Annotated in this window: 12 protein-coding genes; 8 read left to right on the forward strand and 4 right to left on the reverse strand. The window is 70.3% G+C overall.

The genetic code is table 11. From position 1 onward, the window contains the following. Nucleotides 1-156 precede the first annotated feature (156 nt). Entirely contained in the window at nt 157-537 is a 381-nt protein-coding gene (locus DOE79_RS13830) for a DUF1622 domain-containing protein (RefSeq protein WP_120339003.1), read from the forward strand. Here DOE79_RS13830 and DOE79_RS13835 read toward each other — a convergent pair. The 3 genes from DOE79_RS13835 to DOE79_RS13845 form a co-directional block, all read right to left on the reverse strand. Continuing rightward, on the reverse strand, nt 534-1,694 hold the full coding sequence (locus tag DOE79_RS13835; protein WP_120339004.1) for a methyltransferase: 1,161 nt from the start codon (nt 1,692-1,694) through the stop codon (nt 534-536). The two genes, DOE79_RS13830 and DOE79_RS13835, sit on opposite strands and share 4 nt — an antisense overlap. Before the next feature lie 92 nt (nt 1,695-1,786). After that, entirely contained in the window at nt 1,787-2,779 is a 993-nt protein-coding gene (locus DOE79_RS13840; protein WP_120339005.1) for an LLM class F420-dependent oxidoreductase, read from the reverse strand. A 69-nt stretch (nt 2,780-2,848) separates the two neighbouring features. Then, nucleotides 2,849-3,436, reverse strand: coding sequence for a signal peptidase II (locus DOE79_RS13845; protein ID WP_245976945.1), 588 nt, complete (start codon nt 3,434-3,436; stop codon nt 2,849-2,851). Between the two features lie 256 nt (nt 3,437-3,692). On the opposite strand from DOE79_RS13845, the gene DOE79_RS13850 reads away from it, so the two are divergent. Genes DOE79_RS13850 through DOE79_RS13860 form a run of 3 tightly spaced genes read left to right on the forward strand, consistent with a single transcriptional unit; the run spans nt 3,693 to nt 6,282 of the window. After that, nucleotides 3,693-4,718 carry a diacylglycerol/lipid kinase family protein gene (locus DOE79_RS13850; RefSeq protein ID WP_120339006.1) on the forward strand — a complete coding sequence of 342 codons (1,026 nt, stop codon included), beginning with the start codon at nt 3,693-3,695 and terminating at the stop codon, nt 4,716-4,718. Beyond that, nucleotides 4,715-5,575, forward strand: a complete 861-nt coding sequence (locus DOE79_RS13855) for an alpha/beta fold hydrolase (RefSeq protein ID WP_120339007.1) — start codon at nt 4,715-4,717, stop codon at nt 5,573-5,575. The genes DOE79_RS13850 and DOE79_RS13855 overlap by 4 nt, the downstream gene beginning before the upstream one ends. Continuing rightward, nucleotides 5,572-6,282, forward strand: coding sequence for an esterase/lipase family protein (locus DOE79_RS13860; RefSeq protein ID WP_245976946.1), 711 nt, complete (start codon nt 5,572-5,574; stop codon nt 6,280-6,282). The genes DOE79_RS13855 and DOE79_RS13860 overlap by 4 nt, the downstream gene beginning before the upstream one ends. A gap of 140 nt (nt 6,283-6,422) precedes the next feature. On the opposite strand, the gene acs is transcribed toward DOE79_RS13860, so the two are convergent. Continuing rightward, a complete protein-coding gene (gene acs, locus DOE79_RS13865) occupies nt 6,423-8,573 on the reverse strand; it encodes an acetate--CoA ligase (protein WP_120339009.1) in 2,151 nt (716 codons plus the stop codon). 336 nt (nt 8,574-8,909) lie between these two features. On the opposite strand from acs, the gene DOE79_RS13870 reads away from it, so the two are divergent. The 4 genes from DOE79_RS13870 (at nt 8,910) to DOE79_RS13885 (ending at nt 13,422) form a co-directional block, all read left to right on the forward strand. Further along, complete coding sequence (locus DOE79_RS13870) at nt 8,910-9,746, forward strand: SDR family oxidoreductase (protein WP_120339010.1); 837 nt, start codon at nt 8,910-8,912, stop codon at nt 9,744-9,746. Between the two features lie 132 nt (nt 9,747-9,878). Next, complete coding sequence (locus tag DOE79_RS13875) at nt 9,879-10,913, forward strand: LacI family DNA-binding transcriptional regulator (protein ID WP_120340345.1); 1,035 nt, start codon at nt 9,879-9,881, stop codon at nt 10,911-10,913. Then, nucleotides 10,910-12,415, forward strand: a complete 1,506-nt coding sequence (locus DOE79_RS13880; protein WP_120339011.1) for a sugar ABC transporter ATP-binding protein — start codon at nt 10,910-10,912, stop codon at nt 12,413-12,415. Before DOE79_RS13875 ends, DOE79_RS13880 begins: the two co-directional genes overlap by 4 nt. 20 nt (nt 12,416-12,435) lie before the next feature. Then, nucleotides 12,436-13,422, forward strand: a complete 987-nt coding sequence (locus DOE79_RS13885) for an ABC transporter permease (RefSeq protein WP_120339012.1) — start codon at nt 12,436-12,438, stop codon at nt 13,420-13,422. Nucleotides 13,423-13,466: the final 44 nt, after the last annotated feature.

The following is a 13,466-nucleotide window of genomic DNA, read 5'->3' on the forward strand; positions in this document are numbered from 1 at the left end:
GCGCCGCTCCGAGGCCCAGGCGGAAGATTTCGGCATAGCCGTTCGAGGTGCTCGCTCACCCCGCCTTTTTCGGCGAATCACCGGCGCCGGCACCGCGGCGGGCCGGGACGGGGGAGTATCTTCGCGTCAGGCGGGTGACGGCGGGAGTGCAGGCGGATGACGTTCGAGCAGGTGGTTGAAGCGGCCGTACGGGTCGTGGAGGTGGTCGGCGCCGCCATCATGGTGCTCGGCGGGCTGGCGGCGCTGGTCGGCGGGATCCCGCGGGCGCTCCGCCCGGACACCCGGTCGACGGCGTACCAGGCCATGCGGCGGAACCTCGGTCGAGCCATCCTGCTGGGCCTGGAGGTGCTGATCGTGGCCGACATCATCCGCACCATCGTGGTCGAACCCACCGTGGAGAGCGTGCTGGTGCTCGGCGCCATCGTGATCATCCGGGTGCTGCTGAGCTTCTCGCTCGAGGTGGAGATGGACGGGGTGTGGCCGTGGGCGCGCTGGCGGGCGGCGGGCACGTCCGGCGCCACGAGCGTGTCGGACTAGGCCCGGCCGAGCCTCCAGAGCGAGGTGACCTCGGCTGCGCGCGCCGCGTGCAGCGGGTCGGTGGTGTCGGCCGCCTTGCGGTGGGTGGGGCGGATGTCGAGGCGCGCGACCACGGCCAGGCCCGCGTCGTCGATGAGGTCGAGCAGCTCGCCGCGGGAGCGCAGTCCGAGCAGTTCGCCGAGGTTGGAGATGATCAGCCAGCCCTCACCGTGCTCGGTGAGGTGCCCGGCCAGGCCGGCCAGGAAGCCGCGGAGCATGCGGCTGTCCGGGTCGTACACGGCGGCGTCGGTGCTGGTGGCGGCGGAGGCGGGCAGCCACGGCGGGTTGCAGACCACGAGGTCCGCGCGTCCCGCCGGGAACAGGTCGGCCTCGATCACCTCAACCTGGTCGGCGTACCCCAGGCGCTGTAGGTTCTCGCGGGCGCAGGCCAACGCGCGCGGTTCCATGTCGGTGGCCACCACGTGGTCGATGCCGCGCTGGGCGAGGATCGCGGCGATCACCCCGGAGCCGGTGCCGATGTCGAACGCCATCCCGGTGGCCGGCAGGGGAGCCGACGCGACGAGGTCGAGGTACTCGCCGCGCACGGGCGAGAAGACGCCGTAGTGCGGGTGGATGCTCGCGCCGAGCGCTGCGACCGGAACTCCCTTGACCCGCCACTCGTGGGCGCCGATCACGCCGAGTAGTTCGCGCAGTGAGAGCACCACCGGGCCGGAGCTCGGACCGTACGCCTCGGCGCAGGCCTGCCGTGCGTCTGGGGCGCGCCGGATGTTCAGGGTGTGGTCGGCGTCGAGCGGCACGAGCACCAGGCCCAGCAGGCGCGCGCGGCGGAGGGCCTCGGTGCGGCCCGCCTCGAACGCGGCCTTCATGTTTGAGGTGGGAGTGCGCCGGTGCCGGTCCACCCGGCGGGCGAGCGCGGAGAGGAGCTGCCGGGCGTTCTGGAAGTCGCCCTGCCAGAGCATGCCGGTGCCGGCTTTGGCCATCCGGTAGGCGGCATCCGCGGTGAGGGTGTCGTCGACGACCAGCACACGTTTGGGGGCGGGCCAGCCGCCCTCGGAGTGCCACTGGGTGGTGTGTTCGGTGTCGCCGGTCTGCCAGCTGATCGTCTCGGCGGCCGCGCTGACGGCACCGGCGGCGGCCGGGGAGTTCGTGATGGCCATGGTGTCCGCTCTCGTGCCGCTGGGTTCGGTACTACCTCGAGTATCGCATCCGCGCCCGGTGCCGGCCGGGCCGACGGATGGGACGGGGCCGGTCACAGCAGCGCTGGCATGACCTCACGCTCGAAGAGTTCGATGCCTGAGCGGTCGTAGGCCGCCTCGGGGAAGTAGTGGATGGCGTAGCCGAGCCCGCGAGCCTTCATGCCGTTCAGCCGCTCCACGACCTGTTCGGGCGTGCCGACGGCCTGCGCGGTGCCGCTGCGGTACTCGGCCATGAAACTCGCCGCGCCCTCCGCGCCGAGGTACGGCGTGACGCGGTCCTGGATGGCGTCGAGCCGGTCGGCCACTTCGGCCTCGGTGGCCGCGATGACGGTGTTGTAGTTGGCCGACCGCACGATGGCGTCGAAGTCGGTGCCGAGCGTGGCACAGTGCTCGCGCAGCAGGTCGCTCTTGTGGGTGAAGCCCTCCGGGGAGCCGTCGAAGTTCGTGTAGTTCGCGTACTGCGCGGCGATGCGCAGTGTGACCTTCTCGCCGCCGCCGGCGATCCAGATCGGGATGCCGCCCTCCTGCAGCGGGAGCGGTCGCACGATGGCGCCGTCGACCTGATAGTGCTCGCCGTCGAGGGTGGCGGTGCCCGTGGTCCAGGCCTGGCGCATGATCTGCACGCCCTCGTCGAGGCGGGCGAGGCGTTCGCCGGCCCGGGGGAAGCCGTAGCCGTAGGCGCGCCACTCGTGCTCGTACCAGCCGGCGCCGATGCCCATCTCGACACGGCCGCCGGAGATGATGTCGATCGTGGACGCGACCTTGGCCAGGTAGGCCGGGTTGCGGTAGCTCATGCAGGTGCACATCTGGCCCAGTCGCACCCGGCTGGTGGTCGCCGCGAAGGCGCTCATCAGGGTCCACGCCTCGTGGGTCGCCTCGGCGCTCGGCACCGGAACGGTGTGGAAGTGGTCGTACACCCAGATCGATTCCCAGGCGCCGGCATCCGCGTGCGCGGCCAGGCCGCTCATGGCGGCCCACTGCTCGGCGGGGTCGATACCGACCAGATCGTGACGCCAGCCCTGGGGAATGAAGAGTCCGAATCGCATGGGCCCAGCCTAGGGGCGACAGATCAGCGGCGGATGAGGCAGGCCCGCCGAGTCGCGTCCGGGAGCGCCCTACTCGGGCTTGTCGGTCGATTCGCCGGACTGTGTCGGCGCATCCGGTGTGGTGTCTGAGCCGGATTCGGGGCGGATGCGCACGCCCGTCACCGTGAGCACCAGGAGCATGACGGCCCCGGCGAAGATCGCGATGTCGGCGACATTGCCGATGAAGAGGTTGCCGTAGCCGATGAAGTCCACCACGTGGCCGCGGGCGAAGCCCGGTTCGCGGAAGAGCCGGTCGCCCAGGTGCGTCGTGGCACCGCCGAGCAGCAGGCCTAACGCGACCATCCAGCCGCGGGACTCCACCTGCCAGGTGAGCCGGGCGATGAACACCACGGCAGCCGCGGCGAGCAGCGCGAACACCCAGGTGAAGTCGGAGCCGATCGAGAACGCGGCGCCCGGGTTGTAGACCAGCACGAACCGGATCAGGTCGCCGATCACGGGGATGGTCTGCCCGTCGCCGAGTGCTGCCTCGGCCCACCACTTGCTGGTCTGGTCGAGGATGATCACGAGCAGGGCGATGCCGAAGGCAGGCCAGGCCAGCCGGGATGCCCGCCGCGAGCGGGTGCGGGCCGGCGGCGGAGTCGGGGAGGCAGAAGTCACCTCTCCATCATCTCAGCCCCAGCCCGGGGCGGGAGCCTGCGCCGGAACGCCGTAGCGGGCGTATCGTCCTCAGTGAGTTTCACGCCCGGGGTCCCGCTGCGGCCCTCGCCCGGGTGTGCGCCGCGCGGTGCGCCGTACGTAAGAACCCTTACGGAGGGAGCCGTGTAGCGTTATTGCACCTGTACGCCGCACCTTCCCGGTGCGGCGGGATCGACCCGAGTGTGATCATCCGCTCACGTGCCTGAGGAGACCACGCATGTCATCACCCACCGACACCCCGACCGGCGCCCCCGCCGGCGCGCCCGCTCCGTCGCCCGCCGCGGATGCCGCCGGCGTGGCCGCCGTGGTCTACAACCCCATCAAGGTCGACCTCGAGGCCATCAAGCGCGTCGTCGCGACCGCCGAGGCCCAGGCCGGCTGGGGCGAGACGCTGTGGTTCGAGACCTCGAAGGAGGACCCGGGCCAGGGCGCCGCGAAGCAGGCCCTTGACGCCGGGGCCACAGTGGTGATCGCCGCGGGCGGCGACGGCACAGTGCGGGCTGTGGCCGAGGTGGTGCACGGCAGCGACGCCGCGCTGGCCCTGTTGCCGTCGGGCACGGGCAACCTGCTGGCCCGCAACCTCAACCTCACGCTCGACAACCTCGAGCACTCGATCAACACGGCCTTCACCGGAACCGACCGCCGGATCGACATCGCCCGGATCGAGATCCGGCACGACGACGACAGCGTCAGCAAGCACGCGTTCCTGGTGATGGCCGGCCTCGGCCTGGACGCCAAGATGCTCGCCAGCACCAACGACGAGCTCAAGGCCCGTATCGGCTGGCTGGCCTATGTGGGCGCGATCATCACGGCGCTGCGCGACAAGAATCAGCTGCGCATGAAGTACAGCCTCGACGGCGGCAGCACCAAGTCGGTGCGCGCGCACACCATGATCGTGGGCAACACCGGCCTGCTCACCGCGAACGTGCTGCTGCTGCCCGAAGCCGTGATCGACGACGGGCAGTTCGAGATCGTGATGCTCCGCCCCGAGGGGTTCCTCAGCTGGGTGCAGATCCTGGTGAAGGTGCTCTGGGAGAACGGCGTGCTGCGGCGCACCCCGATCGGCCGCCGGATGATGTCCAAGGAGGTCGACGCGCTCAACTACGTGAAGGGCCGTGAGATCGTCGTGAAGCTCAACCACCCCGAGGAGATCGAACTCGACGGCGACGGCTTCGGCACCGCGACGGCGTTCAAGGCCCGGGTGGATGCCGGCGGGTTGCGCGTGCGGGTCCCGCAGGCGTGAGCCGGGTTCCCACCAGTCCGAACGCTGCACCGGCGTACCCGCGACCACGCGGCCGGCGCCGCCTGGGCGAGGTGCTGCTGCCGGTCTCCGGCGCGACCGTCACCGTGGCGTCCACTCCCGGCCCCGGCACCGCGGATGCGCCGGTGTTCGTGCTCGTGCACGGGATCGGCATGTCCCACCGGTACCTCGAGCGACTGCACCGGGAGCTTTCCGCCGCCGGCGCGGTGCACTCGGTGGACCTGCCCGGGTTCGGCCGGTCGCCCAAGCCGGAACACGGCGTCTCGATCGAGCAGTACGCCGACTACCTCGGCGAACTGCTGCCGAGGCTCAGCGCCGGCCCCGTCGTGTTGGTCGGTCATTCCATGGGTGCCCAGTTCGTGACCGAGACCGCGGTGCGGCACCCGGCGCTGGTGTCTCACCTGGTGCTGATCGGCGGCGTCACCGACCCGGCCCGCGGGACGCTGCCGCTGCAGGCCCTCGACCTGGCCCGGGACACCTTCAAGGAACCCGCCAGCGGCACGTTCATCGTGCTGGGCGACTACCTGCGCTGTGGTCCGCGCTGGTATCTGGCCACGCTGCGGCCCATGCTCGCCTATCGCACCGACCTGCGGCTGCGGGAGGTGTCCGCTCCCACCCTGGTGATCCGCGGGCAGGACGACCCGGTGTCGCGGCACGAGTGGGGTGTGCACCTCGCAGGGCAGGCCCCGCGGGGCCGTCTGCTGGAGCTGCCGGGACGGCACCTGGTGCAGTTCAGTGCCGCTGCCTCGACGGCAGCCGGCATCCGCGTGCACGCCGGGGCTCCGGCGCGGGGCGGGGCCACGGTCGACCACGCGGTCGACGAACCGGTCGCGCCATGACCTCCCGAATGCCGACCTGGGGCGGGCTGCGCCGGGTCTCCCGCAACGCGGGGTCCTGGCTGCTCGACTACAGGTACGCCGTGATCGGTCAGGTGCGGGCCGCCCTCTCCCGCACCCGGCCCCACGACTTCGCCACGGGAGACCGGGCGCCGGTGCTGATCCTGCCCGGTATCTACGAGAGCTGGCATTTCATGCGCCCGCTGATCGACGTGCTGCACGAGGCCGGGCACCCGGTGCACGTGGTGACGCTGCTGCAGAGCAACCGGCGGCCGATCGTCGAATCGGCGCGCATCGTGGCCGAGCAACTGCGCCGACAGGACCTGCGCGGTGTGGTGATCGTCGCCCACAGCAAGGGTGGCCTGATCGGCAAGTACCTGATGAGTCAGCTGGATCCCGACGCGCGGGTGGCGCGGATGGTGGCGGTGAGCACCCCGTTCTCAGGGTCGCGATATGCCCGGTACATGCCCACGCCCAGCCTGCGTGACTTCGCGGCGAAGCACCCAGCGCTCGTCGCCCTGGCAGCCGACGAGCGGATGAACGGACGCGTGGTTTCGATCTTCGGCCGGTTCGATCCGCATATCCCTGAGGGCAGCATCCTGCCCGGCGCCGAGAACGTGCGGATCGACACCGGCGGCCACTTCCGCATCCTCAGCCACCCCGAGACGCAGCGACGCGTGCTCGCCGCCGTCGGAGCCGCCCGCCGGTAGCCGCCGCCACACCCGCATCCGGGCCGTCTGCGCTGAACTGGTTCCCGTGCGGACATCTGCGTCCGGCGCACCGGGCGCAGAAGTCCGCTTCGGGAACAGTTCTGACGGATGCGCGCGCTAGCGCCGGCCGGGTCGATGGGCTAACGGGCGCGGGCGGCCTCCACGATGGCCTGGATGCGGCCGGGCACGGTGTCATCCTGCAACGAGGTGACATCGCCGAGGGTGCGGCCGTCCACGATGTCGCCGAGCAACCGGCGCATGATCTTGCCCGAGCGGGTCTTGGGCAGGTCGGGCACCAGGAACACCTCCCGGGGCTTGGCCACCGCGCCGATCTCGTGGGTGATGTGCGCCCTCAGCTGCGGGGCCAGCTCGGTCGCCAGCGCCAGCCAGGCGGCCGGGTCATCCGTGACCGGGGCCACCGCGGGGATCACGAACGCGGCGATGCCCTCGCCGGTCGTCGCGTCGAAGACCCCCACGACGCCTGACTCGCCGACGGCCGGGTGCGACACCAACGCCGACTCGATCTCGATGGTGGACAGCCGGTGCCCGGAGACGTTGATGACGTCGTCGACCCGGCCGAGCAGCCAGATGTCGCCGTCGTCGTCGTACTTGGCGCCGTCGCCCGAGAAGAAGTAGCCCTGCTCGGCGAAGCGCGCCCAGTAGGAGTCGCGGTAGCGCTCCGGGTTGCCCCACACCGTGCGGGCCATGCCCGGCCAGGTGCCGGCGAGCACCAGGTAGCCGCCGGTGCCGTGCGCAACCGGCTGGCCCGCGTCATCCACCACCAGAGTGGTCAGCCCGGGCAGGGCGCGCAGGGCCGAACCGGGCTTGAGGGTGCTCACCCCGGGCAGCGGTGCCATCACGGCCGCGCCGGTCTCCGACTGCCACCAGGTGTCCACGATCGGGGCACGGCTGGCGCCGACGTTTTCCCGGAACCAGACCCAGGCTTCAGGGTTGATCGCCTCGCCGACCGAGCCGAGCAGGCGGATGCTGGACAGGTCGTGTTCGGCGGGCAGACCATCGGGGAACCAGGTCATGAAGGTGCGGATGAGCGTGGGCGCCGTGTAATAGGTGGTCACCCCGTAGCGCTGGATGATCTCGAAGTGCCGGCCGGGGTGCGGGGTGTTCGGGGTGCCCTCGTAGATCACCGAGGTGGTGCCGTTGGAGAGCGGCCCGTAGTGCACGTAGCTGTGCGCGGTGACCCAGGCGAGGTCGGCGGTGCACCAGTGCACGTCGTCCTCCTTGGCGTCGAAGACGGCCCAGTGGCTCCAGGACGCGTGGGTGAGGTAGCCGCCGCTCGTGTGCACCAGGCCCTTGGGTTTTCCCGTGGTGCCGGAGGTGTAGATGATGAAGAGCGGCGTCTCGGCGTCGAAGAACTCCGGCTCGTGGGTGTCGGATGCCGTGTCGACGGTGTCGTGCCACCACACGTCGCGCCCGGTCGTCCAGGGGATGCCCGGGGTCAGGTCTCCGGTGCGGCGCACCACGAGCACGTGCTCGATCGAGTTCACTCCGGCCACGGCCTCGTCGGCGGCCTCCTTCACCGGCACGGCCTGACCGCGGCGGAATTGGCCGTCGGTGGTGACGAGCAGCTTGGCGCCGGTGTCCTCCACCCGGAAGCGCAGCGCCTCGGCCGAGAAGCCGCCGAACACCAGCGAGTGGATGGCGCCGATGCGGGCGACCGCGAGGGTGATGATGATGGTCTCGGGGATCACCGGCAGGTAGATGACGACCCGGTCGCCCTGCACGATGCCGAGGTCGGTGAGCGCGTTGGCGGCCCGGGCGACCTCCTTCTCGAGGTCGGCGTAGGTGAGGGTGCGCCGGTCGCCGGGCTCGCCCTCGAAGTGGAACGCGACCTTGTCGCCGCGCCCGGCGGCCACGTGCCGGTCGACGCAGTTCACCGCCACGTTGAGCCTGCCGCCGGCGAACCACTCCGCGCGCGGCACGCTCAGCACGCCGTCGGCATCCGGAGCGGTGGGCTGCCAGCTGTGGTCGGTGTGCCACGGTTCGGCCCAGTCGAGCCGGTTGGCCTGTTCGGTCCAGAAGCCCACCGGGTCGGCCGCGGCCTTGGCGTACCAGGATGCGTCGACGTTGGCCTGGGCGGCGAACGCGACCGGGGCCGGGTAGCGGCGGTGTTCGGTGGAGAGGTTGCGGATCGTGGCGCTGGTGTCGCTCCAGTCGGCGGTGGCGGCGCGGGTGGCCGGGGTGTTCGTGGTGCCGGAGTCAATGGTGGAGCCGGTGCTGGTGTCGATGCGGGCACCGATACTGGCACCTGTACTGGTGTCGGGGTTCGGCATGGGCACACTCCGGCGGTCGGTTCTGGGGGCGGGACTAGCGGGCGCCTTCGACGCTACGCAGCAGGGGCGTCCGTTGCAGTGTGCGGTGCAACGCGGCGTAACGTGCGCGGCCCGGTGGCCCGCACCGATCTCGCGGCGTGTGAAAGACGTCGCAGCACGCGATATTCGGTGCTTTTTGCACGCGGCCAGCTTCTTACCGGGCCGGGCACTGGCCGCTGCCGTTTCCGGCGATCGGGCGGACACGGGCACGCACCTCGCGCTGAAACACGAGGTGCCAGTCGGGGCCAACATCCGGATCTGTGACCGGGGACAGCCGGGACTTGGGATGATTGATCCATGACACGAACCGTTTCCGGAGCCCGGGTGCTGATCACAGGTGCAGGCATGGGCATGGGCCGCCTCTATGCCGAACGGGCCGTCGCCGAGGGCGCACGGGCCGTGATCCTGTGGGACCGCGATGCCGCGAGCCTCTCCAGCACCGCCGCGATCCTCACCGAACGCTCCGGCGGGGCCACCCAGATCGCCCCCTACGTCGTGGACGTCTCCGACCTGGGCGCGATCGCGCAGACCGCGCAACGGGTGCGCACCGAGGTGGGCAACCCCGACATCGTGATCAACAACGCCGGTATCGTGCGCGGTTCCTTCTTCTGGGAGCACGACAACGGCGACGACACCCGCGCCACCATGCAGGTGAACGCGCTCGCCCCGATGTACATCACCCGCGAGTTCCTGCCCGCCATGATGCGCAACCCCCACCGCGAGTCCCGCATCGTCAACATCGCCTCCGCGGCCGGCATGCTCTCCACGCCGCGCATGAGCGTCTACGCGGCGTCGAAGGCGGCCGTGATCGCCTGGAGCGACTCCCTGCGTCTCGAGCTCAAGCAGCAGGGCTTCGACCACGTGCGTGTGAGCACCATCGCCCCCAGCTACATCTCCACGGGCATGTTCGACGGCGCCCGCGGGCCGTTGTTCACGCCCGTGATGACCCCGGAGTACGTGGTGGACCGGGTGTGGCGGGCGATGCTCGCCGGGTCGCCGCAGCTCCTGATGCCCTGGACGGTGGGCCTGTCCAAGACGGTGCGCGGCGTGCTGCCGCTGGCCGCGTGGGACGTCGTGGCCGGCCGGGTCTTCGGTGTGTACCGCTCCATGGACACCTTCATCGGGCGGCGCTGAGCCCTGCCGGCACCTCCAGGGTCGGCCGGACTCGTCGGTCCGGTTGACATCTTCTGATCTCCCGACGTACGATGGAAACGATTCCATGGAAACGATTCCACAGGATCCTCGCACGTACACAAGGGAGTGGCTGTGGAAGCCGTAACGATCAAGGACGTCGCCGCCCTCGCGGGGGTCTCGGTGGGTACCGCATCGAGAGTCCTGTCGGGCAACCCCGCCACCTCAGCCGACACCCGTGAACGCGTCGCCGCCGCAGCCGCCGAGCTCGACTACCAGCCCAACGCCCAGGCCCAGGCCCTGCGCTCCACCAGGTCCACCTCCCTCGGCCTGCTGGTGCCGGATGTGCGCAACCCGTTCTTCGCCGACCTCGCGCACGCCGCCGAGCAGGCCGCCCTCTCGGCCGGCTACGTCACGCTGCTCGGCAACGCCAACGAGCAGGGCGACCAGCAGGACCGCTATCTCGACACGCTCATCTCCCGTCGAGTGGACGGCGTGATCGTCGCTCCGGTCGGCGACGACGGGGGCCGGCTGCGCGCCCTGATCGACCGCAAAATTCCCACGGTGCTCGTGGACCGCACGGTTCCCGGCCTCGACCTGCCCAGCGTCACCACCGACAGCGAAACCGGCATCCGCCAGGCCGTGCAGCACCTCGCCGAGCTGGGCCACACCCGCATCGGATACATCTCCGGCCCGCAGGCCACCTCGACCGGCCGGGACAGGTTCGCGGCGTTCACCCGCGCCGTCGCCGAGGCCGGCCTCAGCCAAGACCCCGAGCTGGTCTACTTCGGCGACTACCAGGCCGCCAGCGGCTCGGCCGGTGTGCACGCCCTGACGAGCCTCACGAACCCGCCGACAGCGCTGCTCGCCGCCGACAGCCTCATGGCCGTCGGCGCCATCAGCATCCTGCACAAACTCGGCCTGAGGATCGGCACCGACATCGCGCTCGTCGCCTTCGACGACATCGAGTGGTTCGCCTTGCTCAACCCGGCCCTCAGCGTGATCGCGCACAGCGTGGAGGACATGGGCCGGATCGCCATCGACCTGCTGCTGCAGGTGATCGGCGGCCAGACCCCTGACTCGGTCGTGCTTCCCAGCGAACTGATCGTGCGGGCCTCGTCGGCCACGCCGATCCTCCCCACGACATCTCGGCAAAGGAGCCAGAAATGACCGACCACCCCCTGATCACCCTGCAGAACGTCACCAAGACGTTCGGCCAGGTCACCGTCATCCAGGACGTCACCGTGAGTGTCTACCCCGGCCAGGTGCAGGTGCTGCTCGGCGAGAACGGCGCCGGCAAGTCCACCCTGATCAAGATGGTCGCCGGGGTCTACCAGCCCGACGGCGGCCAGATCCTCGTTGACGGCACCGTCACGACCCTGCCCACCACCAAGGCCGCCGAAGCACACGGCATCGCCACCATCCACCAGGAACTCAACCTCGTCGCCACCATGAGCGTGGCCGAGAACGTGATGCTCGGCCGGATGCCCACCAGACTCGGCATGGTCGACCGCAAGGAACTCCGCCGCCAGGCGCGCGCGGCCCTGGCGCTGATCGGCCTCGAGATCGACGTGGACACCCCGGTAGGCCAGCTCGGCATCGCCCGGCAGCAGCTGGTCGAAATCGCCAAGGCCCTGAGCATCAACGCCCGGGTGCTGATCCTCGACGAACCCACCGCCGCGCTCACCCGGCACGAAACCCAGGCCCTGTTCGCCGTGATGGCGGACCTCCGCCGTCGTGGCGTCGGCATGCTCTTCATCAGCCACCACCTCGACGAGATCGCGGAGGTCGGCGACACCGTCACCGTCATCCGCGACGGCCACTTCATCGCCGAAGTCCCCGCTTCCACCCCCGAAGACGACCTCGTCAAGCTGATGGTCGGCCGCAGCATCGAAGACCAGTTCCCGCGCCGCGTCGACGAGACCCCGGCGCTCACCGAGGTGCTCACCGTGTCGAACCTCACCAGCGCCGGCCAGTTCGACGACATCAGCTTCACCGTGCGTGCCGGCGAGGTGCTCGGCATCGCCGGGCTCGTCGGCGCGGGCCGCACCGAACTGATCCGCGCCATCGCCGGCGCCGACAAGTACGACACCGGCTCCGTCACCGTGCGCGGCACGAAGCTGCCAAAGGGCGACATCAAAGCGGCGATCAGGGCCGGCATCGGCCACGTTCCCGAGGACCGCAAGGGTCAGGGCCTGGTGCTGGATGCTTCCGTCAACGACAACCTCGGCTATGCCACCCTGGCCTCCAGCTCCAAGCTCGGCCTGGCCGACTTCACCGGGCAGCGCACCCGCGCGGAGGCCGTCGCTGCGAAGCTGCGCATCCGGATGCACACCATCGACCAGCCGATCCGCTCGCTCTCCGGCGGCAACCAGCAGAAGGCGGTGTTCGGCCGCTGGATCATCGCCGCGTCCACTGTGCTGCTGCTGGACGAACCCACCCGCGGCGTGGACGTGGGCGCCAAGGTCGAGATCTACGAGCTGATGAACTCGATCACCGCCGCCGGCGGAGCCATCGTGATGGTCTCCAGCGAGCTGCCCGAGATCCTGGGCATGAGCGACCGCATCCTCGTCATGCGCGACGGCCGCCTGGCCGGCGAACTCAGCGCCGCGGATGCCACCCAAGACACAGTCATGACCCTCGCCGCCCGCGACATCTCGGCGCAGCGCTGAACCAGAAGGAACTCACACCCATGTCAACGACGACCGCCACCCCGTCCACCGAGACGCCCACCCGACGCTCCTTCGACTACAAGACCTTCCTGGCCAACAACGGCGCCCTGGTCGGCCTGGTGGTGCTCTGCATCGCCCTGGTCATCGCCACCCCGGACTTCCTGACCGGGCAGAACCTGCTCAACATCGGCATCCAGGTGTCGACGGTCGCCGTACTCGCCTTCGGCATGACCTTCGTCATCGTCGCCGGCGGCATCGACCTCTCGGTCGGCGCCGTCGCGGCGCTCTCGGCCATGGCTTCCGGCTGGTTCTTCATCAGCGCCGGCCTGCCCGGCTGGATGGCACTGATCGCGGGCCTGGTCGTGGGCCTTCTCGCCGGCGTCGTCAACGGCGCTGCCAATGCCTACGGTAAGCTGCCCTCGTTCATCGCCACGCTCGCGATGCTGAGCGTGGCCCGCGGCCTCACCCTGGTGATCTCCGACGGCCGGCCGATCAAGACCGCGCCGGAGGTGTCGTTCCTGGGCGGCAACATCGGCCCGGTTCCGATGCCCATCGTCATCCTGGTCCTGGCCGCGCTGGTGGCCTCGTTCATCCTCAACCGCACCGTGCTCGGCCGCTCCATGTACGCGGTCGGCGGCAACGCCGAGGCGGCCCGGCTCTCCGGGCTGCCGGTCAAGCGCATCATCGTCACGGTCTTCGCTCTCGCCGGCCTCTTCGCTGCCCTGGCCGGACTTCTCCTGGCCGGCCGTCTCGACTCCGCCCAGCCCCAGGCCGCCGCCGGCTATGAACTGGATGCGATCGCCGCGGTCGTCATCGGCGGAGCATCGCTCTCGGGCGGGCTCGGCAAGATCTCCGGCACCTTCATTGGCGCCCTGGTGCTCGTCGTCATCCGCAACGGCCTCAACCTGCTCAACGTGTCGTCGTTCTGGCAGCAGGTCGTCATCGGCCTGGTCATCGCCCTCGCGGTGGGCGCGGACGTGCTGCGCCGCAAGACCCGCAACAGCTGATCACATACTTTTCGCCTCTCCCGCCCCACCACAACAAAGGAACC

The organism is Cryobacterium soli, from assembly GCF_003611035.1.
Classification (GTDB): Bacteria; Actinomycetota; Actinomycetes; order Actinomycetales; family Microbacteriaceae; genus Cryobacterium; species Cryobacterium soli.

What these genes read in the sequence shown, in the direction of transcription:
- DOE79_RS13830 (WP_120339003.1), top strand. Translation starts at nt 157, where the DNA reads ATGACGTTCGAGCAGGTGGTTGAAGCGGCCGTACGGGTCGTGGAGGTG.
- DOE79_RS13835 (WP_120339004.1), bottom strand. Translation starts at nt 1,694, where the DNA reads ATGGCCATCACGAACTCCCCGGCCGCCGCCGGTGCCGTCAGCGCGGCC.
- DOE79_RS13840 (WP_120339005.1), bottom strand. Translation starts at nt 2,779, where the DNA reads ATGCGATTCGGACTCTTCATTCCCCAGGGCTGGCGTCACGATCTGGTC.
- DOE79_RS13850 (WP_120339006.1), top strand. Translation starts at nt 3,693, where the DNA reads ATGTCATCACCCACCGACACCCCGACCGGCGCCCCCGCCGGCGCGCCC.
- DOE79_RS13860 (WP_245976946.1), top strand. Translation starts at nt 5,572, where the DNA reads ATGACCTCCCGAATGCCGACCTGGGGCGGGCTGCGCCGGGTCTCCCGC.
- acs (WP_120339009.1), bottom strand. Translation starts at nt 8,573, where the DNA reads ATGCCGAACCCCGACACCAGTACAGGTGCCAGTATCGGTGCCCGCATC.
- DOE79_RS13870 (WP_120339010.1), top strand. Translation starts at nt 8,910, where the DNA reads ATGACACGAACCGTTTCCGGAGCCCGGGTGCTGATCACAGGTGCAGGC.
- DOE79_RS13880 (WP_120339011.1), top strand. Translation starts at nt 10,910, where the DNA reads ATGACCGACCACCCCCTGATCACCCTGCAGAACGTCACCAAGACGTTC.
- DOE79_RS13885 (WP_120339012.1), top strand. Translation starts at nt 12,436, where the DNA reads ATGTCAACGACGACCGCCACCCCGTCCACCGAGACGCCCACCCGACGC.